The organism is Sphingomonas trueperi, assembly GCF_040545965.1.
Taxonomy (GTDB): Bacteria; Pseudomonadota; Alphaproteobacteria; order Sphingomonadales; family Sphingomonadaceae; genus Sphingomonas; species Sphingomonas trueperi_C.
Genome location: NZ_JBEPMV010000006.1, coordinates 66,517 through 86,504, shown reverse-complemented (window position 1 = coordinate 86,504; position 19,988 = coordinate 66,517). Strand labels below are relative to the sequence as shown.

At 65.1% G+C, this 19,988-nt stretch carries 24 protein-coding genes and 1 tRNA gene; 10 read left to right on the top strand and 15 right to left on the bottom strand.

All coding sequences use genetic code 11. The annotated features are described in order from the left end of the window. Nucleotides 1-26 precede the first annotated feature (26 nt). Nucleotides 27-1,685 carry a 2-isopropylmalate synthase gene (gene leuA / locus ABIC35_RS17030; protein ID WP_121076481.1) on the bottom strand — a complete coding sequence of 553 codons (1,659 nt, stop codon included), beginning with the start codon at nucleotides 1,683-1,685 and terminating at the stop codon, nucleotides 27-29. Between the two features lie 284 nt (nucleotides 1,686-1,969). Here leuA and ABIC35_RS17025 point away from each other — a divergent pair, with 284 nt between their 5' ends. Continuing rightward, entirely contained in the window at nucleotides 1,970-2,365 is a 396-nt protein-coding gene (locus ABIC35_RS17025) for a BLUF domain-containing protein (RefSeq protein WP_121076478.1), read from the top strand. A 261-nt stretch (nucleotides 2,366-2,626) separates the two neighbouring features. Further along, complete coding sequence (locus ABIC35_RS17020; protein WP_116468858.1) at nucleotides 2,627-2,884, top strand: SWIB/MDM2 domain-containing protein; 258 nt, start codon at nucleotides 2,627-2,629, stop codon at nucleotides 2,882-2,884. Between the two features lie 113 nt (nucleotides 2,885-2,997). Here ABIC35_RS17020 and ABIC35_RS17015 read toward each other — a convergent pair whose 3' ends face one another. Beyond that, nucleotides 2,998-3,798, bottom strand: coding sequence for a universal stress protein (locus ABIC35_RS17015; protein WP_121079319.1), 801 nt, complete (start codon nucleotides 3,796-3,798; stop codon nucleotides 2,998-3,000). Between the two features lie 79 nt (nucleotides 3,799-3,877). After that, nucleotides 3,878-4,612 (bottom strand): Crp/Fnr family transcriptional regulator, encoded by a 735-nt coding sequence (locus ABIC35_RS17010; RefSeq protein ID WP_121076475.1) that lies wholly within the window; start codon nucleotides 4,610-4,612, stop codon nucleotides 3,878-3,880. A gap of 178 nt (nucleotides 4,613-4,790) precedes the next feature. On the opposite strand from ABIC35_RS17010, the gene ABIC35_RS17005 reads away from it, so the two are divergent. Beyond that, nucleotides 4,791-5,465, top strand: coding sequence for an OmpW/AlkL family protein (locus ABIC35_RS17005; protein WP_121076472.1), 675 nt, complete (start codon nucleotides 4,791-4,793; stop codon nucleotides 5,463-5,465). A 105-nt stretch (nucleotides 5,466-5,570) separates the two neighbouring features. Here ABIC35_RS17005 and ABIC35_RS17000 read toward each other — a convergent pair whose 3' ends face one another. The 7 genes from ABIC35_RS17000 to ABIC35_RS16970 form a co-directional block, all read right to left on the bottom strand. Further along, nucleotides 5,571-6,656, bottom strand: coding sequence for an acyltransferase family protein (locus ABIC35_RS17000; RefSeq protein WP_121076469.1), 1,086 nt, complete (start codon nucleotides 6,654-6,656; stop codon nucleotides 5,571-5,573). A 454-nt stretch (nucleotides 6,657-7,110) separates the two neighbouring features. Beyond that, nucleotides 7,111-8,088, bottom strand: coding sequence for a right-handed parallel beta-helix repeat-containing protein (locus tag ABIC35_RS16995; RefSeq protein WP_121076466.1), 978 nt, complete (start codon nucleotides 8,086-8,088; stop codon nucleotides 7,111-7,113). A gap of 163 nt (nucleotides 8,089-8,251) precedes the next feature. After that, nucleotides 8,252-8,328 (bottom strand) — tRNA-Arg (locus ABIC35_RS16990). A 34-nt stretch (nucleotides 8,329-8,362) separates the two neighbouring features. Continuing rightward, nucleotides 8,363-8,800, bottom strand: a complete 438-nt coding sequence (locus tag ABIC35_RS16985; protein ID WP_121076463.1) for a DUF1178 family protein — start codon at nucleotides 8,798-8,800, stop codon at nucleotides 8,363-8,365. Next, nucleotides 8,797-9,621, bottom strand: coding sequence for a carbon-nitrogen hydrolase family protein (locus ABIC35_RS16980; RefSeq protein WP_121076460.1), 825 nt, complete (start codon nucleotides 9,619-9,621; stop codon nucleotides 8,797-8,799). The genes ABIC35_RS16985 and ABIC35_RS16980 overlap by 4 nt, the downstream gene beginning before the upstream one ends. Beyond that, complete coding sequence (gene grxC / locus ABIC35_RS16975) at nucleotides 9,618-9,875, bottom strand: glutaredoxin 3 (RefSeq protein ID WP_121076456.1); 258 nt, start codon at nucleotides 9,873-9,875, stop codon at nucleotides 9,618-9,620. The genes ABIC35_RS16980 and grxC overlap by 4 nt, the downstream gene beginning before the upstream one ends. A 35-nt stretch (nucleotides 9,876-9,910) precedes the next feature. After that, complete coding sequence (locus ABIC35_RS16970) at nucleotides 9,911-10,642, bottom strand: double zinc ribbon domain-containing protein (RefSeq protein WP_121076453.1); 732 nt, start codon at nucleotides 10,640-10,642, stop codon at nucleotides 9,911-9,913. 42 nt (nucleotides 10,643-10,684) lie between these two features. Here ABIC35_RS16970 and ABIC35_RS16965 point away from each other — a divergent pair, with 42 nt between their 5' ends. Both ABIC35_RS16965 and ABIC35_RS16960 read left to right on the top strand, forming a co-directional pair. Further along, nucleotides 10,685-11,512 carry a methyltransferase domain-containing protein gene (locus ABIC35_RS16965; protein ID WP_121076450.1) on the top strand — a complete coding sequence of 276 codons (828 nt, stop codon included), beginning with the start codon at nucleotides 10,685-10,687 and terminating at the stop codon, nucleotides 11,510-11,512. 17 nt (nucleotides 11,513-11,529) lie between these two features. Next, the gene (locus ABIC35_RS16960; protein ID WP_354278527.1) at nucleotides 11,530-12,114 is read left to right on the top strand and encodes a class I SAM-dependent methyltransferase; all 585 of its coding nucleotides are present in this window, start codon (nucleotides 11,530-11,532) and stop codon (nucleotides 12,112-12,114) included. A gap of 164 nt (nucleotides 12,115-12,278) precedes the next feature. On the opposite strand, the gene ABIC35_RS16955 is transcribed toward ABIC35_RS16960, so the two are convergent. The 3 genes from ABIC35_RS16955 to ABIC35_RS16945 are packed head-to-tail and all read right to left on the bottom strand — an operon-like array spanning nucleotide 12,279 to nucleotide 14,949. Then, nucleotides 12,279-13,001: an NTP transferase domain-containing protein gene (locus tag ABIC35_RS16955; protein ID WP_121076447.1), complete on the bottom strand. Its 723-nt coding sequence runs from the start codon at nucleotides 12,999-13,001 to the stop codon at nucleotides 12,279-12,281. Continuing rightward, on the bottom strand, nucleotides 12,998-14,095 hold the full coding sequence (locus ABIC35_RS16950) for an inositol-3-phosphate synthase (protein ID WP_121076444.1): 1,098 nt from the start codon (nucleotides 14,093-14,095) through the stop codon (nucleotides 12,998-13,000). Before ABIC35_RS16950 ends, ABIC35_RS16955 begins: the two co-directional genes overlap by 4 nt. Beyond that, a complete protein-coding gene (locus ABIC35_RS16945) occupies nucleotides 14,095-14,949 on the bottom strand; it encodes a CDP-alcohol phosphatidyltransferase family protein (protein ID WP_121076441.1) in 855 nt (284 codons plus the stop codon). The genes ABIC35_RS16950 and ABIC35_RS16945 overlap by 1 nt, the downstream gene beginning before the upstream one ends. A gap of 283 nt (nucleotides 14,950-15,232) precedes the next feature. Between ABIC35_RS16945 and ABIC35_RS16940 the strand changes: the two genes are divergently transcribed. Continuing rightward, nucleotides 15,233-16,216, top strand: coding sequence for an MlaA family lipoprotein (locus ABIC35_RS16940; protein ID WP_121076438.1), 984 nt, complete (start codon nucleotides 15,233-15,235; stop codon nucleotides 16,214-16,216). Next, the gene (locus ABIC35_RS16935) at nucleotides 16,213-17,691 is read left to right on the top strand and encodes a lipopolysaccharide biosynthesis protein (RefSeq protein WP_121076435.1); all 1,479 of its coding nucleotides are present in this window, start codon (nucleotides 16,213-16,215) and stop codon (nucleotides 17,689-17,691) included. Before ABIC35_RS16940 ends, ABIC35_RS16935 begins: the two co-directional genes overlap by 4 nt. A 57-nt stretch (nucleotides 17,692-17,748) precedes the next feature. Here the strand turns inward: ABIC35_RS16935 and ABIC35_RS16930 are convergent, their stop codons facing one another. Continuing rightward, nucleotides 17,749-18,159: a (deoxy)nucleoside triphosphate pyrophosphohydrolase gene (locus tag ABIC35_RS16930; RefSeq protein ID WP_121079315.1), complete on the bottom strand. Its 411-nt coding sequence runs from the start codon at nucleotides 18,157-18,159 to the stop codon at nucleotides 17,749-17,751. 95 nt (nucleotides 18,160-18,254) lie between these two features. On the opposite strand from ABIC35_RS16930, the gene ABIC35_RS16925 reads away from it, so the two are divergent. The 3 genes from ABIC35_RS16925 (at nucleotide 18,255) to ABIC35_RS16915 (ending at nucleotide 18,980) form a co-directional block, all read left to right on the top strand. Beyond that, complete coding sequence (locus ABIC35_RS16925) at nucleotides 18,255-18,440, top strand: Flp family type IVb pilin (RefSeq protein WP_121076432.1); 186 nt, start codon at nucleotides 18,255-18,257, stop codon at nucleotides 18,438-18,440. 126 nt (nucleotides 18,441-18,566) lie between these two features. Then, nucleotides 18,567-18,731, top strand: coding sequence for a Flp family type IVb pilin (locus tag ABIC35_RS16920; protein ID WP_121079313.1), 165 nt, complete (start codon nucleotides 18,567-18,569; stop codon nucleotides 18,729-18,731). A gap of 81 nt (nucleotides 18,732-18,812) precedes the next feature. Then, nucleotides 18,813-18,980, top strand: coding sequence for a Flp family type IVb pilin (locus tag ABIC35_RS16915; protein ID WP_121079311.1), 168 nt, complete (start codon nucleotides 18,813-18,815; stop codon nucleotides 18,978-18,980). Nucleotides 18,981-19,040: 60 nt separating this feature from the next. On the opposite strand, the gene ABIC35_RS16910 is transcribed toward ABIC35_RS16915, so the two are convergent. Continuing rightward, on the bottom strand, nucleotides 19,041-19,988 hold the full coding sequence (locus ABIC35_RS16910) for an acetyl-CoA carboxylase carboxyltransferase subunit alpha (protein WP_121079309.1): 948 nt from the start codon (nucleotides 19,986-19,988) through the stop codon (nucleotides 19,041-19,043).

Genomic DNA, 19,988 nt, shown 5'->3' with positions numbered 1-19,988 from the left:
TCTTTCGGGAGCAGGGGCTTTTTACGTCAGGCCCGGTTGGCAGCGCTCAGCACCGCACGTACCGACGCAGTCGCGATATCCGCGTCGATACCGACGCCGAACACGGTACGGCCATCCTCAGTGCGGCACTCGACATAGGCAGCTGCCTGCGCGTCCGCGCCGCCGCCGATCGCATGCTCGCTATAGTCCACCACGTCGAAGCGCGGCCCAGTCGAACCCGCCAGCGCGTCTACGACACCCGAGATCAGGCCGTTGCCGCGACCCGAAATCGACTGCTCTGCGCCGTCGATCGAGATGCGGCCGACGAACACGCGGCTGCCTGCGCTGCCCGTTTCCTCATAATCGACCAGCGTGATCCGGTCCGTGTCACCGGGCAGATACACCCGCTCGAACAGGCCCCAGATATCGGCGGCGTTGAGCTCGCGGCTGGTCTCGTCGGCGAGGGCCTGGACGTGCTTGGAGAACTCGGCCTGCATCCGCTTGGGCAGCTTGAGACCCTTGTCCTGCTCGAGCACCCAGGCGACGCCGCCCTTGCCCGACTGCGAGTTGACGCGGATCACCGCCTCGTAATCGCGGCCGAGATCCTTGGGATCGATCGGCAGATAGGGCACGTCCCAGACCTGGTCGTTGCGCGAAGCCTGCGAGGCGAAGCCCTTCTTGATGGCATCCTGATGGCTGCCCGAGAAGGCGGTGAAAACCAGGTCGCCCGCATAGGGATGGCGTGGGTGGACGGGGAGCTGATTGCAATATTCCACCGTTTGGATCACCTCGTCGATGTCCGAGAAGTCCAGGCCGGGGTTCAACCCTTGCGTGTACATGTTGAGCGCCAGCGTCACGAGATCGACATTGCCGGTGCGCTCGCCATTGCCGAACAGGCAGCCCTCGACGCGGTCGGCGCCGGCCAGCAGGCCCAGCTCCGACGCGGCGACGCCGGTGCCCCGATCGTTATGCGTGTGCAGGCTGATGACCACGCTCTCGCGATTCCGGATGTTGCGGCAGAACCACTCGATCTGGTCGGCATAGATATTAGGCGTCGCCGCCTCTACCGTCGCCGGCAGGTTGAGGATCAGCGGACGCTCCGGCGTCGGGCGCAGGATGTCCATCACCGCCTCGCAGACCTCGACCGAGAAATCGAGCTCGGCGGTGGAGAAGGTTTCCGGGCTATATTCGAAATGCCATTCGGTATCGGGCTGCTTGGCCGCCTCGTCGCGCAGCACCTTGGCGCCTTCGATGGCGATCTGGCGGACTTCGTCACGGCTCATGCCGAAGACGATGCGGCGCCAGGCGGGCGAGACCGCATTGTAGAGGTGGACGATCGCCTGCTTGGCACCCTTCAGCGACTGGAAGCTGGTCTCGATCAGGTCGCGGCGCGACTGGGTGAGCACCTGGACGATCACGTCGTCGGGCACCTTACCCTCGCGCACCAGCCCGGAGATGAAGTCGAACTCGGTCGCCCCTGCGCTCGGGAAGCCGACTTCGATCTCCTTGAGCCCCACCTTCACCAGCAGCTCGAAAAAGCGGGTCTTCTTCTCGCCGTCCATGGGATCGATCAGCGCCTGGTTGCCGTCGCGCATGTCGGTGGAGAGCCAGCGCGGCGCCTTGGTGATGGTGCGGCTGGGCCATTGGCGATCGGGCAGATCCACCTGCGGGAAGGGACGATATTTGACGCTGGGGTCGCGCAACATGGGCCGTGTCTCTCTTCAAGGTCTGGCCGCGCCTAGCGCAGCCGTGATGCGATAGGGAAGTTCCAGTTTGCCCTTAGGGGAGACGCGCGCGTGCGAAATCGGCCCCTAAGGGCGGATAAGTCGCAGGGTAAGGCGCAGGGCGTCGATCATACGCTCCTGATGCCGGAATTATACGATCTTGTCCAGCTTGGCCTAAATAGCTGAAAAACAAGCGAGCATCTGTGATCTTTATCTGCTATTAACCAATCGACGCCGAAAACGCGCGCTCGCAGGAGAGGATTTCCATGCTGCAGCTCGTCTATGTCAGTTCTGCCAACCCGGCCGCGCCCTGCCCTACCCAGGACATCCTGACGGTTTCCCGCCGCAACAATGCCCGCGACCGCATCACCGGGCTGCTCTACGCCGATGGCGGGCGCTTCCTGCAGGCGCTGGAAGGTCCCGAAGATGCGGTGGAAGCGGCCTATGCCCGCATCCAGCGCGATCCGCGGCATCGTGCGATCGTGCTGCTCTCCCGCCGGATCGTGGATCGCCGCGCGTTCGGCCATTGGGAAATGGCGCATCGCGCACCGGGCGCGGACGCCGCGAACTTCCTGGCGGATGTCCAACGGCTTACCGCAGACGCCGCGCCGGACGTGCGCGGCACCTTCGAAGGGCTGGTTCAGACGCGAGTCTTGGCCTGAACGCGCAATATTACTACGTTTTTGCCCTAAAGTGTTGCGCCGCTGCACCACCGCAGCGCCGCAAAACAGCGGTTCGCCGCGCTTCGGTGCGGTCTGCGCTGGACAGATGCCCTTTCCCGCAGTCAAAGGCGTACAGGGGCGTGCATCACCGCACGAACCGCAGTACATCGTTGGTTGCGACAAGGGGGAGGAAGCCTCTCAATCCCGAGGCGCTGACGAAGGAATAGCCCCAATAAGGGGTACGAACAGGAGTTAGACACGATGGCCGAGACCAAAGCACGCGGTGGCATTGCCAAGCCGGTTACCCCTTCGCCCGAACTGGCGAAGATTGTGGGCACCGCCGATCTGCCGCGCAGCGAGATCGTCAGCAAGGTGTGGGAATACATCAAGAAGCACAACCTGCAGAACCCTGCGAACAAGCGCGAAATCCTGGCCGACGACACGCTGAAGCCGATCTTCGGCGGCGACAAGGCCACCATGTTCGAGATGAACAAGCACCTCGCCAAGCACGTCAAGTAAGCGAGGTCGCCGCGGCCTTTTCGGGCCGCGCAAACAGCAAAAGGGGCAGGCATCCAGGGTTGCCTGCCCCTTTTCTTTTGACGACGGGCAAGAGTACCCGCGATTCGCCCGCGTCAGTGCGCCAGCAGCAGCGGCACCGGGCTTTCCGCCAGCATCCGCCGCGTCACCCCACCGAACGCCGCTTCGAGGAAGCGGCTGTGGCCGAAGCCGCCCATCACCAGATAGGCCGCCTTGAGCGCTTCCACGACCGCGAGGATCGCGCCGCCCACTGTGTCGGTCTTGGGCACCACCCGCACCTCGGGCCGGATTCCGTGCCGCGACAGATATTCCGCCGCTTCCGCCGCCGGCAGCCGCAGCGAGCCTTCATCCACCACCAGGATCGTCACGGTGCCGGCATGCTTTAGCAGCGACACCGTCGCCTGCAGCGCCGCTTCCGCCGTGCGCGAGCCGTCCCACGCCACCACCGCATGGCCGTAGAGATCGAAGCCCAGCGCCTTCTCGGGCACCGCGACGATCGGCTTGCCGGTCTTCAGGATGGTATCGCAGATCAGGTCGCGCATGTCGGGATAGTCGACCTTGTCGAGCTCGCGGTTGAGCACCACCAGATCGGCGAGCGCGGTCGCATCGCGCAGGCATTCGCGGGGGAAGCCGGTCGCGTCCACCCAGTCATACGGAACGTCCTCGGCCTTCAGCCGCCCTTCCATCCGCACGCGATTGGCCGCCTCGCGGGTCTGCTCGTCGGCAAGCAATGCCGCACCGCCGCCGAATTCGACATAATCGCCGACATAGGCCGGCACCATCGCGATATCGACGCAGCGCAGATGCCCTTCCAGTCCACGTGTCAAGTCGAGCGCCGCCTGAAACCGCGCCTCCTGTCCGGCGTCGTCATGCATCAGAACGAGTACATTCTTCATGGTCGCCTCCATTTCATCCGGTCTTCTTGGTGGATGAACGCAGGCTAGGCAGATGCACTGCGCGCCGACATGCGGTTAGTTACGGAGTCTCCGCTGCCAGCACGGCGAGTGCCTTGGCATCGAGAATCACGAAGCTCCGCAGATCCGGCAATGCGATCACGCCGTCACGCTTCATCGCGGTGAGCTTGCGGCTGACCGTCTCGATCGTCAGTCCCAGCAGCTCGGCCATCTGCTGGCGCGTGAGCGGCAGCGCGACCGGGGCGCCGGGACTGCACGTGCCGCGCGCCGCGAATTGCAGCAACAGGCTGGCGACACGCTCCTCGGCGGACTTGCGGCCGAGCAGCAGCATCCATTTGCGCAGCTGGTCGAGCTCGTCATAGGCGCGGGTCAGCAGCGCCTGACCGATCTCGGGATGCGCCTCGACCAGGCCGGGCAGCGCGCTGCGCGGAAAGACGCAGAGCTCCGTCTCGGTCAGCGCGGTGACGCAGTGGCTAGACGGCCGCTCCCCGATCGCGCCGACAAAGTCCGCCGGGAAAGCGAGCCCCAGCATCTGCTCGCGGCCATCCTCCAGCGAGGCAGAAAGCTTGACCAGCCCGTGATGGAGGATGCCGACCTGCTCGGCGATGTCGCCCTGCCAGATCAGCGCCTCGCCCCGGCGCAGCACGCGCTTGCGGCCGATGCGGTTGAGCGCCTCCAGCGCACCCGCCGAGATGCCGCCGCACAGCGACGCCATCCGCACGCCGCACGCCGCGCAACGCGCCGGCAGGTTCCATTCCGCAGCACCCAGATCCGGCTGGTTTCGATCGATGAACATATCCGCCTCCGCGCGTGGCATGCATCGCGCGCGTGCGGCTTGTCGTTACGTATTGGTCCCAAGCCGGGCAACGGACCACCTTGGGAACATTACCTACGCGCAACGTTGCGTGCGATCAAAACCGTGGCGGAAACTTGCGGCTACCCGGTGCCTCGTCGAACACGAGGAGAAATGAACCATGCGTACTTCGCTTTTTGTCGGTCTGGCCGCTGCCGGTCTGCTGGCCTCCACCGCGAGCGCCCAGGCACAGGACCGAGCGGGCATCGCAGCCGGCGACTGGCTGGTCCGCCTGCGCGGCATCGTCGTCGCCCCGAATGAATCGTCGACCGGCATCACCCCTGCCCTGCCCACCGCCAAGGTCGGCGTCGGCGATGCGGTGATGCCCGAGGTCGACTTCACCTACATGGCTACCGACAATATCGGCGCCGAGCTGATCGTCTCCAGCACCCGCCACGACATCCAGGGCCGCGAGGCGATCTCGTCGCTCGGCAAGGTCGGCCACACCTGGGTGCTGCCGCCGACGCTGACGCTGCAATATCACTTCCTGCCCAAGGCGGCGGTGCGCCCCTATGTCGGCGCGGGCGTGAACTACACCACTTTCTATTCGGCCAAGACCAGCGACTCGCTCAACAAGGCGCTCGGCCAGACCAGCCTCTCGCTCAAGGACAGCTTCGGCTATGCCCTGCAAGCCGGTGTGGACATCGATTTGAACAAGAAGTTCTTCCTGAACCTCGACGTCAAATACATCGACATGAGCACCACGGCCCGGCTCAACACCGGCGGCGCGATCAACCAGACCAGCGTCGACATCAACCCGCTGGTGTTCGGCTTCGGCGTCGGCACCCGCTTCTGATCGAGCGTTCCCCGCTTGCGATCGCTGACCCCTCCAGCGGGGGATATGACTGGGGAGCCGAGCGCTAGGGCGCTCGGCTCCCCTCTTCGTTGCGACGCTGCGGACTTAGGCGGCGCTCGGTCGACGCAGCAGCGTCGGACGGCGGGCCCATCGCGCGATCGCGGGGAACGAGTCCTTGAACACCAGAATGCGCTTCTCGATGACGTGCCACGAGAACACCGCGAAACACACCATTGCGAGCAGGGACAGAGCCAACGTCTCGAAGAACTTGCCCGGACCGATCAGATGCACGACGGTCTGCTGGATCGGATAGGCGTAGAGATACAGGCCGTAGGAATAGTCGCCGCCGAAGATAAGCTTCGGGCGCCACATGCGATTGCAACCGAATGCGGCGATCGCATAGGCGGCGGGGAAGCTGGCGACATACTGCGCGTTGGGGAAATAGAGCAGCAGGCAGGCCACCGCGAACGCGCCCAGCGCAACCAGGAAGCCGCCAGGCAGCGCATGGCGGAACTGGTACACCATCATGCCGGCGACGAAGCTGAGCGTCAGATTGAACTTGTCGACGTTGAACCACATCGGCGCGGCCGTCGCCACCTGATGCCAGGTGAGAATGCCCGCCGCGACGATCCAGGTCGCAGCGATCAGCTTGGGTCGCTTGGTGAAGCCGATCAGGAAGAGAACGCTGATCGTGATGTAGCATTCCAGCTCTGAGGGTACCGTCCACAGCGAGCTGTTGACGATCCCCGAGACCGGATTGTCGAGGAACACGCCCGGCAGGCGAAAATGGATCCAGCCGATAATGTTGACCATGTACTGGAAGAATTCGCGGTGCGTGAAATAGGCTGCAAGAGACACCGTGGTCAGGATCGGCCCCAGGATCAGCGCCGAGAGGAGCACCTCCACCGTCAGGGCCGGGAAGATGCGCAGCACGCGGTGCCAGAGGAACACGCCAAGGTTGGGCGCGCGCTCGAGGCTCGAGGAAACCAGGAACCCGCTCAGCGCGAAGAACATCGGCAGAATGACGCGGACGAGCACCATGATCGGCTGATCGACATAGGGCATCAGCGCCTCGGTCGACATCGTCACCGGAAAGGTGTGCCACAACACCACGGCGAGCGCGAGAAACAACCGCGCATAGTCAAATCCGGTCGTCGCACGCGCGGCGAACCGTTCCCCCAAACTTTTCATTTGTGCCTCTTCCGAAAATTGCCCCGTGCGAATCCGTTGTCCGCGCCGGGCAGCCCCGCCTCAACCTGATTTCTGGTCGAAAATCAACGAGTCCCTATCAGATCCGAGATGAATCGGTTCCAGAACGGAGCAGTCGCAACGGCACGCGCCTGGCGCCTCGATCTACAACATGTCCTGGCGCCCGCGACGAGCGCGGGCTCTAGCATCGGGAAGGGACCGCGATGGACGCCATGCTTGATGGGGAAGCGGAAACACCTAACCTGTACGCAGGCTGCTCCCTCCTCGCAGCGCTTGGCATCGCGCTGATTCTCGGATTCATGCTCACGGATATGGTTGGGCTTACATCGCATGACATGCCGAGAACCGGCTATGGCAGCCTTTTCCGAGACCGGTGAGATGGCGCGGGGCGCCACCTGTCGGTGGGTTGCAGTCGCAACGCCGCCGCGCTCAACCGCTATTTCGCATAGCGTCCGCCGATACGATTTCCGGCAGGCCGCATGCTCTTGTTGCTGTTGATGAAATAGGCCGGTGCCGAGTTCCCCTCGACAACCGCCGGCGCATCGACGCGGATCCACGGCGTGAAGTTCGGACCGGCGATCACCTCGTTGGCGCGGATCGTGACGTTCTTCGGGCCGCTGTAAATGTTGATCGCGTGCCACATGGTCATGACGAAGCGGTTTCCGCTGATCTCGATATTCTCGTAGCCGCCGACCCGATCCTCGTCACCGAAGAACACGCCTTGCGGTTCGTGGCCAGGGCTGCCGAGGATCTGGTTCTTCAGGATCCGGACGTTCTTGCAGCCGGAGGCCTGTCGCGTCGTCCAGCACTGCACGCCGTCGGGGTGAACGCCCGGGTTGGTGCGAAAGTCGTGGATCCTGTTCCAGGAAATCGTGATGCCGTTCGCCCCCGGTATCTCGATCGCGTCCGAACCGATGAAGCCTATGTCATTATGGTCGATCAAGACATTCCGCCCACGCTCCACCTTGATCCCGGCATTGACCTGCTGGAACCGCGAGTTGGTGACGCTGAGGCCCTCGACATTGAAGGCGCTGAGCCCGCTCAAGTCCTTGCTGACGTCGCCGCCGATCAGGCCATGCACGTAGAGATTGTCGAGCGTTACCCCTGAACCGTTGTTGATGCGGATCATCACCTGCGCATTGCCCTCGCCGGGCTTGGGGACATAGGACACTTCCAGGCCCGACAAGGCGAGATTTCGCGGATTGTTGATGGTCAGCCGGGTGAGAAGCGCGCGGCGCTTGGGATCGGCGCTCCTGATCGTCACCTTGGCGGCGTATCGCGCGTCGTTGAGTACGACCGATCCATAATTGCCCGGCACCAGCTGGATGACGTCGCCCGGCCGCGCCGTTCTCAGCGCGGACTGGAGCGCCGCTGGCGTCGCGACGGAAATGGCGGCAGCAATCAGCACGAACATGAAATCCTCCTAGGGTGCGCGGCGAATGCAATCGGAAATCGGCACCGGCGCGCGCATAAAGCAGGCCGCAGCACTTGGCTCGACCAATTCCCCCACCTGTTCTCCCAGGCATCTTCTTTCATCCGCGCGTGCGCACGGGGACGCGCGCTGCTTCGTCGGAGGATGGTGACCCGGAGAGGATTCGAACCTCCGACCTCTCGATTAGGAATCGCTTGCTCTATCCTGCTGAGCTACCGGGCCACGCGGTCGCTCGTACCGACCCGATCGCTCGAAATCAATTGCGCGCCTCGGGAGGCACGACCGGTACCAGCAGCGGCGCGACGGGCACCCCGTCTTCGACAAGCGCCTTTGCCTCGGCTAGCGTCGCCTGGCCGTGGATCGGCGCCTCCGGCGCATCACCCTGATGCATCGCCCGCGCCTTTTCCGCGAACGCGCTGCCCACCCAGGTCGAGGTCTCGAGCTGCTTGGCCTGGAGCTGCGCGATTGCAGCCAGCGCGGCCTTGAACCCCTCGGGCGAAACGGGAGCCTTTTCTGGCACCTGATTGCCCTTTGCGGCCACCGCCGGCGCCATCACCGCCTTGGTAACCGCAACGTCACCACAAAAAGGACAGGCGATCAGCCCCTGCGCGCGCTGCTCCTCATAGGCACCGCTCGACTTGAACCATGCTTCGAATACATGCTCGTCACTGCATTTCAGGTCGAAGACGATCACGCCGTCACCGCCTCCGGAATCGCGCGGCGGTGGCGCAGGACCGGTACGCGGGTCCGCACATCGTCCAGCCGCGCCTGATCGAGTTCGACAAAGCCGAGCCCGGCCGCCTCGCCCATGTCGAGCAGCACGTCGCCCCACGGATCGATCGCAACACTGTGGCCATAGGTGGCGCGACCGTCCTGATGCTCGCCGGTCTGCGCTGCGGCCAGCACGAACGCGGCGGCCTCGATCGCGCGGGCGCGCAGCAGCACGTGCCAATGCGCAGCGCCGGTGGGCCGGGTGAACGCCGCCGGCACCGCGAGAATCGTCGCGCCTGCGTCGCTCATCGTGCGGAACAGGTCCGGGAAGCGCAGGTCGTAGCAGATGGCCAGGCCGAGCTTGCCGAGCGGCGTGTCGACCACCACCGGCCCCGCGCCCGCCGTGTAGCTGTTCGATTCGCGCCAGCTCTCGCCGGTAGGGAGGTCGACATCGAACAGGTGCATCTTGTCGTAGCGCGCGCGGATCGCGCCGGTATCGTCGATCACGAAGGCGCGGTTGGCGAGCTTGCCGTCCTCGCGCAGCACCGCAAGACTGCCCAGATGCACCCAAAGGCCCTGCTTTGCCGCAGCGTCGCGCACCGCGGCAAGCACGGGATCCTCGCCCTCCGAGCGATAATGGCGTTGCGCCCGCTCGCGGTTGCCGTCGACCAGGCCGGACATTTCCGGTGTGAACAGCATTGCCGCACCGCCCGCCTTGGCCTGTGCCACCGCCGCGACCAGCGTCGCGGCGTTGGCGGCGGGATCGATCCCGCTGGTCATCTGGAGCAGCGCGGCGCGGCTCATGCGGCGAGCAGCGGGTCCAGTCCGCCCTTGCGATCGAGCGCTGCGAGATCGTCCGAGCCGCCGATATGCTGCCCGTCGATGAAGATCTGCGGCACCGTCGTGCGGCCGGGCGCGCGCTCCAGCATCTCGGCGCGCTTAGGCCCGCCCATGGTGATGTCATACTCCTCGAAATCCGCGCCCTTGGCGGTGAGGAGCTGCTTGGCGCGCGTGCAATAGGGGCAGAACGCCTTGGTGTAGATTTCGACCTTTGCCATAATGCCTCCTGAGGTGTGCGCGGGCCCCCGGCTTGTCAATCCATGGCATCCTCGACGAGGACGCGTGCCCAGCAAAGAATCACAACGCGCGAAGCCCCGCCGCGTTTGAGCAGCCGGGCGCAGGCATCGCCCGTCGCACCGCTGGTATGGACGTCGTCGACCAGCAGCACCGTCTTTCCCGCGAGCCGCGCCCGCGCCTCGGGCGCCAGCGCAAAGGCCCCCGCCACCACCTTGGCCCGCGCCCGCCGGCCCAGCCCCTGGAGCTTGGGCGTCGCCTTCACCCGGCGCAGCAGATCGGTCTCGACCCGCAGCCCCCGCCCCTTGGCCACCGCCCGCGCGATCAGCACCGCCTGGTTGAACCCGCGCGACCAGAGCCGCCAGCGATGCAGCGGCACCGGCACCACCAGGTCCGCCCCCTCGGGCACCAGCCGCGCCATCGCCCGCGCCATCGTCTCCGCCACCGCCAGTCGCCCGCCATATTTGAGCTTGAGCGCCAGATGCCGCGCGACCTCGCCGTACGCCACCGCCGCGCGCACCCCGTCATGCGGCGGCGGCTGGGCGAGGCAGTCGCCGCACTGCGCGCCCTCCCCGCGCTCGTACTCGAACGGCAGATGGCAGGTCGCGCACCAAGGAGGCCCCAGAAAATGCAGGCTGTCCCAGCAGCTTGCACAAAAGCGATGATCGGCCTCGACGATCGCGCCGCAGCCCGGGCAGCGCGGCGGCAGCGCCAGGTCGAGGATGCGGAGGAAAGGCGCGCGCGGATCCACGCCCCTCTTGTTCCAAGCCCCGCGCCGCTGCACAAGCGCGCCGTGTCCGACTCCGAAATCTTCGACCGCGCGCTGCGCCGCAAGCGCCGGGATCGCGCCGCCCGCAGCTATGAAAGCTTCCTGCGCGACCACATGCTCGACGGGCTGTACGAGCGGCTGGAAGGCGTGAAGCGCGAGTTCCGCACGGTGCTCGACCTGGGCAGCGCCGACGGCAGCTTCGTCTGGCCCGGCGCCACCGTCACCCGGCTGGAGGCCGGCGCGGCCTTCGCCGCCGCCAGCGGCGCGATCCATGCCGACGAGGACATGCACCCCTTTCCCGAGGCGAGCTTCGACCTGGTGATCTCCGCCGGCGTGCTGGACACGGTGAACGACGTGCCCGGCGCCCTCGCCCTCGCCCGCCGTGCCTTGAAGCCCGACGGGCTGTTCCTCGGCGCCTTTCTCGGCGCCGGCAGCCTCGCGACGCTGCGCGCCTGCCTGCTCGCCGCCGAGGCCGACCGGCCGGTGGCGCGCTTCCACCCGCAGATCGACGTGCGCGCCGCGGGCGACCTGCTCTCGCGCGCCGGCTTCACCCTGCCGGTGGCCGATGTCGAGACGCTGACCGTGCGCTATGGCGGGCTGGGCGGGCTGATCCGCGACCTGCGCGGCATGGCGGCGACCAACCTGCTGCCGAACACCCCGCCGCTCCGCCGCGAGACCTTGCTCGGCACCGCCGCCGCCTTCGCCGAACGCGCCGATCCCGACGGCCGGACGCCGGAGAAATATTCGATCGTCTACCTGACCGGCTGGGCCCCCGACCCTTCGCAGCCCAAGCCCGCCCGCCCGGGCAGCGCGACCGCCTCGCTGGCCGACGCGCTCAAGCCCAAGGGCTAGGCGGTGGCGGAGCGCCGGTGACCAGCGACGACGCCTCCGCCGGCTGGGACGCCGTTGCCGATCGGTTCGCGGCGCTTCGCTCGGATGTCGGCACCGACATCGTCCTCCGCTGGTCCCGCCAGCTGCCGCGCGGCGACGCGGTGCTCGACATCGGCTGCGGCACCGGCGTGCCGATCGGCACCTGCCTGGCGGCGCAGGGCTTCGCGCTGTTCGGCATCGATCCGGCGCCCAGGATGATCGCCGCGTTCCGCGCCAATTTGCCCGAGGCGACCGCGGCCTGCGAGCCGGCGGAGACCAGCCGTTTCTTCGACCGCCGCTTCGACGGCGTGGTCGCGATCGGGATGCTGTTCCTGCTGCCGGAGGCGGCGCAGGCGGCGGTGATCGGCCGCGTCGCTCGGGTGCTCCACCCCGGCGGCCGCTTCCTGTTCAGCGCGCCCCGCGAGCGCTGCGACTGGGAGGACAGCCTGACCGGGCGGCGTTCGCGATCGCTGGGCGAAGAGGCGTACGGTGCGTTGCTCGATGCGGCGGGGTTGAAGATGGTGGGGTGCCATCGGGACGAGGGGTACAACGACTATTTCGACGCCGCGGTCGACAAGGCCTGAGGTGGGCCGTCACGAATGCACCGGCTTCGTTTTCGACCAAGCGTTGCCGTTCCGAATCAGCGCCCTCTTCGGTTGATCAGGAGCTTGGTCGGTCGGCGCGGACGCGCGCGGCGTGCTCGTCCCGCATCCGCCCCGACATCACCTTTTGGCAAAGGCCGCCAATATTACGCGCCACCCGCCCTGCGCCGACTCGATGCTAGCCATGTTTCCGCAATGCGCCACGCCCGTTCGTCGTCCACATCGATCCATTCAAGATCGCTGCAATCCCTGACGCCGGCCGCCCGATCGGATGCCAAGCGCCGCATCCCTTCCGTGAGCGATGGCTTCTCCAACCCGCGGAGTGCATCGAAGAGGCCCCTGCCGACCGTGAAGACGCCCGTATCGAAGCAGTCATAGGACGTCAGGCCCTTGCCGATGCCGACGACGCGATCGCCCTCCGTCTGGACGCACGTCACATCGTCGAGATCGACCCAATCGTTATCGAGCCGGCGATCGATCCCGAGCGACGCACCGCCGCCCGTCGCGGTATCGGCCATGCGCCGATAGAAGTGCGGTTCGACCAGATGGTCACACATCGCAAGGATCGCCTCCGCATCGCCCAGCAGCGGTCCTGCTGCGAGCAACGACGAACCATTGGGATGCCGATGATCTTCTACCCGTACGGTCTCGACGATGATCGGCCATTGGTTCGCCGCAACGTAGGATTCGATCGTCTCCGCTTCATAGCCGACGACCACGATCGTTCGCGCAAGCCCTGCCTGCGCCATGCCGAACACGGCATGGGCAAGCAGGGTCTGCCCGTCAACGAGGCATAGCGGCTTGACCGGCGCGACAGCGCGAAGGCGCGAGCCTTCGCCTGCCGCGAGAACAATGCCGGTGTCGATCATTCCGCTGCTAGTGCAATGAACTCGTCCACCGCGCGCGCCGCCAGATCATCGGTCATCTGGAAACGCGGATGCTTGCAGAAATAGGCCGATGCCGCATCGATCGGCCCCGCCAGCCCGCGATCCTTGGCCAGCTTGGCGCAGCGGATCATATCGATGGCGACGCCGGCACTGTTGGGGCTGTCCTCGACGGAAAGGCGCAGCTCGAGGTTCATCGGCACGCCGCCGAACATGGTGCCTTCCATCCGCAGGAAGCACACCTTGTTGTCATTCTGCCACGGCACATAGTCGGACGGGCCGATATGCACGTTTTCGTCTTCCAGACGCTCGGCCGCGACCGACTGCACCGCCTCGGTCTTCGAGATCTTCTTGGAGGCGAGTCGGCGGTGATTCGACATGTTCAGGAAGTCGGTGTTGCCGCCGGTGTTGAGCTGATAGGTCCGCTCCAGCTTGACGCCGCGCTTGGCGAACAGATCGGTCAGCACGCGATGCACGATGGTGGCACCGAGCTGCGCCTTGATGTCGTCGCCGATGATCGGCACGCCAGCTTTGGTGAAGCGTTCCGCCCATACGGGGTCGCTGGCGATGAACACCGGGATATTGTTGACGAAGGCCACGCCCGCCTCGAGCGCGCATTCGGCGTAGAACTCGCTGGCGGCCTGCGAGCCGACCGGCAGATAGTTCATCAGCACGTCGGTCTTGGTCTCGCGCAATGCGGCGACCACTTCCGCCTTGGTTGCTTCGCGCTCGCTCGAGAGCAGGAAGGTGCGATTGTCGTCATAGTCGGCCATATGTTCGGCGACGCCGTCGAGAACATGCCCCATCTGCACCTTCGTGCCGGTAGGCGGCACGGTTTCGCAGAAGATGGCCGTGCAATTGGGCTTGGCGAAAATCGCCTCCGACACGTCCTTGCCGACCTTGCGCTGATCCACGTCCCATGCAGCGACGACACGGATATCGTTCGGCTTATAGCCGCCCAGGTCCCAATGCATGAGCCCGACGGTCTCATTTGCGCCTTCGCGATAATAGGAAAGCCCCTGCACGAGAGAGCTGGCACAGTTTCCTACACCAACAATGGCGATGTTAATGGCCGGCATTACTTCTTTATTCCTTCGATTTGTGAAAAGTGATTCATCGACACTGCTCCAAGGCGATTTTCGACCATGCGATGCTGGAAGAGTCCGAAGATGAGGATGATGTTCAGTGGGACGAGTTCGACCCACCAGAACAGGCGTGGATTGCCGACGAGGCAGGCAAGGAAAATCGCGTAGACCCGAACATTGGCGGACAACAGGCTCATCAGCCGCATGGGCTTGGCGGCCAGATCGCCATAGGTCGCAGCAAGGTCCGCGGGAGCAGGGTGATGCTGCAGCACGTTATCGAATCGAGCGGCGACGCGATCCAGCATCCCCCAGCCAAAATCATACAGGCGAATGAACGGATTGCGGCTGGGTGCAGGAACGGCGATCACCGCCACCGCCTTGCAACGACGGTGAAAGCGGGAACGTTCGCTCTCGTACATGTTGGATTGAATCATGTGGGCGACACCGGCGGCCACCGCCCAGACCCAGCCTTCCAACGTGCCGATCGACGAAGCCAGCGAAACATAGATCAGGATGAAAACGCCGTGGTCACACACGCCGTCCAGCACGCGCCCCAAGGGACTGGCGGTGCCCGTGGCACGTGCGATCATCCCGTCCAAGCCATCGGCGATAAGCCAGCCGACGGACAGCAGCAGGCCCCCAAGGGCAAAGGGCCAGATCTTCCACTGGGCATAGGCGAGCGCCGCCAACGTGCCCAGCGCCAGGCCGGCCAGCGACACGGCATTGGCGGAGATCCCGCGCGCGAGGAACCAGGGCAACAGGCGACGTGCTGCCGGATGGATGATCCACAGGTTTGTCGGATCCTCTATCCGGCGGTCTCGTGACAGGTCGGTGATAGCAAGCGTCATTGAACCGTAATCTACGGGTTCAGGTGTCCCTTCAGCAAGCGATTTGCGGAGGCGTGTCCCCCGCTGGTCCGGGAAAGCGCGCGGGGCCGTTGTGCGGGTGGCCTGCATCCGCCCCTCCGTCAGGCGAATTGGCGGTGACTTTCGCCGGAGTTTGCTGATAAGGGACGCTTTACACCCGCCATACATCCGCCCTTCCGACCTATCCAAAAACTCGGAATGTCGGTCATAGTTGACCCATAAACGTGCCGAACGCAGCGAGACACACTGCCATGAATGCCAAATAATGGGCGGTTCCACCGTGATGGCGGCGATGCTCCTGATGAGCGGCCCTGCGCCATGTGACGCGGCAGGCTCGCCTGACGAGCTGATCGCGCTGCCGATCGTTGCCGTCGTGTTGCCGGATGTAGATGCCCAGTCCATAACCCCGCCGGGGCAGGACATGGTCGCACCGACTCCGCCGGCCCCGCAGACTGCCTCGCCTGCTCCTCAGGCTACCAGCGGCGCGACCGAGCCAGCCCCGCAGGAAAGTGCGCCAGAGGATGAAATCGTCGTTAGCGCCAGGCCTCGCCCACCGCGCGAGGATCCTCTTCAGGAAGTAAACCTGAAGACATATGCCGTCGTGCAGACCGCCGACAAGCTGGTCGTCGCACCCGCGGCCAAGACCTATTCCAAAATAGTACCGTCCTTCATTCGCGCGGGATTGCGGCATTTCTTCAATAATCTCAACGAGCCCATCGTTTTCGTAAACTATCTCCTGCAGCACAAGATCGGGAAAGCCTTCGAGACGGTCGGTCGCTTCGGCGTCAATTCCACGCTGGGCGTAGCCGGCGTGGTCGATGTGGCAAAGAAGAAGCCCTTCAAGCTTCCTAAAAGGCGCAACAGCTTCGCCAACACGTTGGGCTTCTATGGCGTAAAGCCGGGGCCGTTTCTTTTCCTACCCCTCGTCGGGCCGACGACGGTGCGCGACCTTGTCGGCCTTTCGGTGGACAAGCTTTTGCTGCCTTCGACCGTTGGAAAGCCGTTCAACCGCGTCTGGTATACAGTGCCTGCAACCATCATCGGAACGTTGGACGACCGGGTGGAATTCGCCGACAAGTTGCAATCTTTCCGCGACTCGCCGGATCCTTATGCGGCTTCTCGCGCATCCTATCTCCAGTCCCGGCAGGCGGAAATCGACGCCTTGCATGTGCATGGCCATCGCAAGCGCAAGCCGGAGGCGGTGTCGGACACGCCTGCAACGCCCCCGCCCTCGGACGGCGCCAAATGACCGTTGGCGGGTCGTTGCCTGCCACACCCGACGCACAGAGTTCTGACGGAAATGAACGCCTCCAGCGCGGAGCGCTGGCCGTAGGCGGCGGGTTCGCGATCAAGTTCGGGGCGCGCATTTCGTTCTTGCTGGTGGCCGCCATCCTGTATGGCGCGACGCTCTACGGTGCCTACAGCGTCGCGCTCGCCCTCGTCGAGGTTTCCGTCACCATCGGCGGTGCGGGCATGAAGACGATGCTTTTCCAGATCCTGGAAAATGCGGAGCGTTCGACGTCGCCGGGGGAGCGTCTGCTCGAAATGGGCCTGATCGTCCTCGGTGCCAGCGCGCTGGTCACGGCGCTGATCGTCTCCTGCATCTTGCTTTTGCCGGGGCTCGGACTGGTTGGCTGGACGCTGTTATGGATGGCGCCGCTCATCACCGGGCAAGCATTGCTGGATCTCCTGCTCGCGGCCACACGCTGGCAGGGGCTTGTGCGCTACGAGGTGCTCTGCAGAAGCATCATCGAACCCTATGTCGCTGTCCTCGTATCGGTGGCCGCCTTCGCGTTGGGCGCCCCGCAAGCCGGGCTCGTGCTCGGCTATGCCGCCGGCACGCTTGCGGCGATTGTCTTCGCGCTGTCGGCAGTGCTGCGCAGCTTTGACATGCGAGGCGTGACGATAACGCCCTCCGGTTTTCGGCAATTGTTCAGCACGATGCGCCACAATGGCTGGGTGACGGGGACGGATTGCGTCACCGCGCTGGCGGAGCGGGCAGACCTTTACATCGTCGGATTGATGTTGGGCGATGCTCCGGCAGGCATTTATGGTGTGGCACGGCAGGTTTGCACGCCGCTTCGGCAGGTACGGCAATCCTTCGACGCCCTGTTGACCCCCATTGTCGCGCGGGAATTGAGACTTTCCGGTGTCGATTCGGCGCGGCGCACCATCGCCGACGTGAGCAGGAAGATCTTGGATCTTCAGCTGCCGACCTTCCTGCTGATTGCCGGCTTGGGAGCGGCGATACTGCACCTCCTGGGCGGCTATTATCCTGCCGCCTATGCTCCGATGCTGATCTTGTGCCTCGCCGAGATTCTGCAGGCCAGCTTCGGCATAGCCGATCTGCTGTTCGCCTACCGCGCGCCGGGGCACGGGCTTGCCATCACGGTAGCAGGCACGGCGATCGGCGTGGTGGCGTCCTTCGCCCTCGCCCGCTTCGGCATGGTCGGCATCGCGTCGGGACTGTTGTTGGGGTATATGGCCAGAGCGTTGCTCCGGCGGAAAATGATTCACCGGGACTTCGCCGTTTGCGCCCCGCTGCGACCGCTGATCCCGCTGGCCGCTGCCTTCGCTGCCGGCGGAGCAGTGATTCTGGCAGCGGTTGCCAGCCTTGATCTGACCGCAATGGTGCCTGCGGCGGCCGCTACGGTCGTTGCAGCGGCCTCTTTCTTTGCAATCAGAAGATTCGGCAATCGAATATTCCAGCTTCAACCGGTTTGACGCGCGCGTTGGCGCCTGCTTGCCCGCCAGGCCCGAACATCCGCCCTCACCGCCCGATCAGCGCAAGACCGCCCCACCCCCAAGCAGCGGCGCCAGCACCTCCAGGAACGGCACGTCCGCCGGGGGCATCGACAGACCCCGCAGCGCCGCCGAGTCCGCCCAGGCGAGCGCGCTTGCGTGACGGGCTTCCGGTACCCCTTCCCAGCGATCCAGCCGGTAGAGCAGCAGCATCAGGTGCCGGTCGGCGAGCGCTTCGCTGGCGAAGGTGAGCGGCACCAGCGCGGCGGGATCGACAGCGACGCCCAGCTCCTCGTCCAGCTCGCGGGCGAGCGCAGCCTCGGGGCTCTCGCCCGGCTCGATCTTGCCGCCGGGGAATTCCCACAGGCCGGCCAGCGACGTGCCCTCCGGGCGCTGCTGCACCAGCACGCGCCCGTCCTCGATCATCGCCGCCGCCACTACCAGCAGCATCGGCCGCGTCTCGCTCCCCACCCCTGTCTCGCTAATCACTTCGCAACCAAATCCTGACAGAATTCCCGGCGTTTATTGACTGAGATTGGTTGTCGATGCGAGCCCTGATCCATGCCCTGCGCGCGCTTTCCCGTGCCGATCGCGGCGCGACCGCCGTCGAATATGGACTGATTATCGCGATGATCGTGCTGGCGATGGTCGGCGCACTCAGCCTGTTCGGCAATACCGCGACGTCGATGTGGAACAACGTCTCCGAGCAGGTCCAGAACGCCGGCCACTGAATCGCGTAAACCATTCGGTAAGCACGCGATTTATCCGGTTCTTAACCCCTCTTCTCTAGGGTCGCATGGCCGCGTCGGATTCCCGACGGGCCGGTGTTTGAAGTTTCTGGGACGATGGAGACGGCTATGCTTAAGATTCGCAAGTTCATCAAGAATTCCAAGGCCGCCACGGCCATCGAGTACGGCCTGATCGCCGCCCTGATCGCGGTTGCCGCGATCGCCGCGATGAAGGGTCTGGGCACCAGCCTGAACAACACCTTCACGACCGTCAGCAACAGCATGAAGGGCTGATAGGCCTTCGTTTCGATCGATCCGATGATGGAGGCGCTGCCGGGCATCTCCGTCATCGTGATCCCGAGAAAGGTTTTCCGGATGAAGACGCTTCGCAAGCTGGTCGCACACCGCAAGGGCGCGACGGCCATCGAATATGGCCTGATCGCCGCCCTCATTGCCGTTGCGGCGATCGCCGCCATGCAGGGGTTGGGCGGCAGCCTCAACAACACCTTCACGACGGTCAGCAACGAAATGAAGCCGGCCTAAGCGACGCTTTCGCTTCGATGACAAAAGGGGCTGCGCAGCGCGTCAGCCCTTTTTCTATTTTCAGATACGACCCATCGCCAGGAACTTGGCGCGGCGGGCCTGGCGCAGCGACTCCGGCGACATCGCCGCGAGGTCGGCCAGCGCCTTCTCGATCGCATCGCCCAGCGCCTGCACCGCCTGGCCCGGCGCGCGATGCGCCCCGCCCAGCGGCTCCGGCACGATGCCGTCAATCACCTTGAGTTCCTTGAGATGCTGCGCGGTGACCTTCATCGCCTCGGCGGCGTCGGCGGCCTTGTCGGCGGTGCGCCACAGGATCGAGGCGCAACCTTCCGGCGAGATCACCGAGTACACCGCGTGCTCCATCATCAGCACCTGGTTGCCCGCGGCCAGCGCCACCGCGCCGCCCGAGCCGCCCTCGCCGAGGATCGAGGCGACCAGCGGCACGCCGAGCGACAGGCACGCCTCGGTCGAGCGCGCGATCGCCTCGGCCTGGCCGCGCTCCTCGGCCTGGACGCCCGGAAAGGCGCCCGAGGTGTCGACCAGCGTGATGACCGGGATACCGAAGCGGTCGGCCAGCTTCATCAGGCGGATCGCCTTGCGATAGCCCTCAGGCTTGCCCATGCCGAAATTGTGCTTGAGCCGGCTGGCGGTATCGTCGCCCTTCTCATGACCGATCACCATCACCCGACGCCCGCGGAAGCGGCCGAGCCCGCCGATGATCGCAGCGTCGTCGGCAAAGGCGCGGTCGCCGCCTAGCGGCATGAAGTCCTCGATCAGCCCGGCGACGTAATGCTTGAAGTGCGGGCGCTCGGGATGGCGGGCGACCTGCGTCTTCTGCCACGGCGTCAGCTTGGCATAGGTGTCGAGCAGCAGCTTGTCCGACTTGGCCTGGAGCGGGGCGATCTCGGCGGCGATGTCCACGTCGCCGTCATGGGCGGCGCTGCGCAGCTCGTCGATCTTGCCCTGGAGCTCGGCGATCGGCTTCTCGAAGTCGAGGAATGTCGTCAT

Bases quoted from the DNA above. Each gene is read 5' to 3' on its own strand.
- ABIC35_RS16955 (WP_121076447.1), bottom strand. From the start codon at position 13,001: ATGATCGACACCGGCATTGTTCTCGCGGCAGGCGAAGGCTCGCGCCTT.
- ABIC35_RS16940 (WP_121076438.1), top strand. From the start codon at position 15,233: ATGGGCGGTTCCACCGTGATGGCGGCGATGCTCCTGATGAGCGGCCCT.
- ABIC35_RS16995 (WP_121076466.1), bottom strand. From the start codon at position 8,088: ATGTTCGTGCTGATTGCTGCCGCCATTTCCGTCGCGACGCCAGCGGCG.
- ABIC35_RS16935 (WP_121076435.1), top strand. From the start codon at position 16,213: ATGACCGTTGGCGGGTCGTTGCCTGCCACACCCGACGCACAGAGTTCT.
- ABIC35_RS16945 (WP_121076441.1), bottom strand. From the start codon at position 14,949: ATGACGCTTGCTATCACCGACCTGTCACGAGACCGCCGGATAGAGGAT.
- ABIC35_RS17005 (WP_121076472.1), top strand. From the start codon at position 4,791: ATGCGTACTTCGCTTTTTGTCGGTCTGGCCGCTGCCGGTCTGCTGGCC.
- ABIC35_RS16915 (WP_121079311.1), top strand. From the start codon at position 18,813: ATGAAGACGCTTCGCAAGCTGGTCGCACACCGCAAGGGCGCGACGGCC.
- ABIC35_RS17000 (WP_121076469.1), bottom strand. From the start codon at position 6,656: ATGAAAAGTTTGGGGGAACGGTTCGCCGCGCGTGCGACGACCGGATTT.
- grxC (WP_121076456.1), bottom strand. From the start codon at position 9,875: ATGGCAAAGGTCGAAATCTACACCAAGGCGTTCTGCCCCTATTGCACG.
- leuA (WP_121076481.1), bottom strand. From the start codon at position 1,685: ATGTTGCGCGACCCCAGCGTCAAATATCGTCCCTTCCCGCAGGTGGAT.
- ABIC35_RS17020 (WP_116468858.1), top strand. From the start codon at position 2,627: ATGGCCGAGACCAAAGCACGCGGTGGCATTGCCAAGCCGGTTACCCCT.
- ABIC35_RS16980 (WP_121076460.1), bottom strand. From the start codon at position 9,621: ATGAGCCGCGCCGCGCTGCTCCAGATGACCAGCGGGATCGATCCCGCC.
- ABIC35_RS16920 (WP_121079313.1), top strand. From the start codon at position 18,567: ATGCTTAAGATTCGCAAGTTCATCAAGAATTCCAAGGCCGCCACGGCC.
- ABIC35_RS16910 (WP_121079309.1), bottom strand. From the start codon at position 19,988: ATGACGACATTCCTCGACTTCGAGAAGCCGATCGCCGAGCTCCAGGGC.
- ABIC35_RS17010 (WP_121076475.1), bottom strand. From the start codon at position 4,612: ATGTTCATCGATCGAAACCAGCCGGATCTGGGTGCTGCGGAATGGAAC.
- ABIC35_RS17015 (WP_121079319.1), bottom strand. From the start codon at position 3,798: ATGAAGAATGTACTCGTTCTGATGCATGACGACGCCGGACAGGAGGCG.
- ABIC35_RS16950 (WP_121076444.1), bottom strand. From the start codon at position 14,095: ATGCCGGCCATTAACATCGCCATTGTTGGTGTAGGAAACTGTGCCAGC.
- ABIC35_RS16930 (WP_121079315.1), bottom strand. From the start codon at position 18,159: ATGCTGCTGGTAGTGGCGGCGGCGATGATCGAGGACGGGCGCGTGCTG.
- ABIC35_RS16925 (WP_121076432.1), top strand. From the start codon at position 18,255: ATGCGAGCCCTGATCCATGCCCTGCGCGCGCTTTCCCGTGCCGATCGC.
- ABIC35_RS17025 (WP_121076478.1), top strand. From the start codon at position 1,970: ATGCTGCAGCTCGTCTATGTCAGTTCTGCCAACCCGGCCGCGCCCTGC.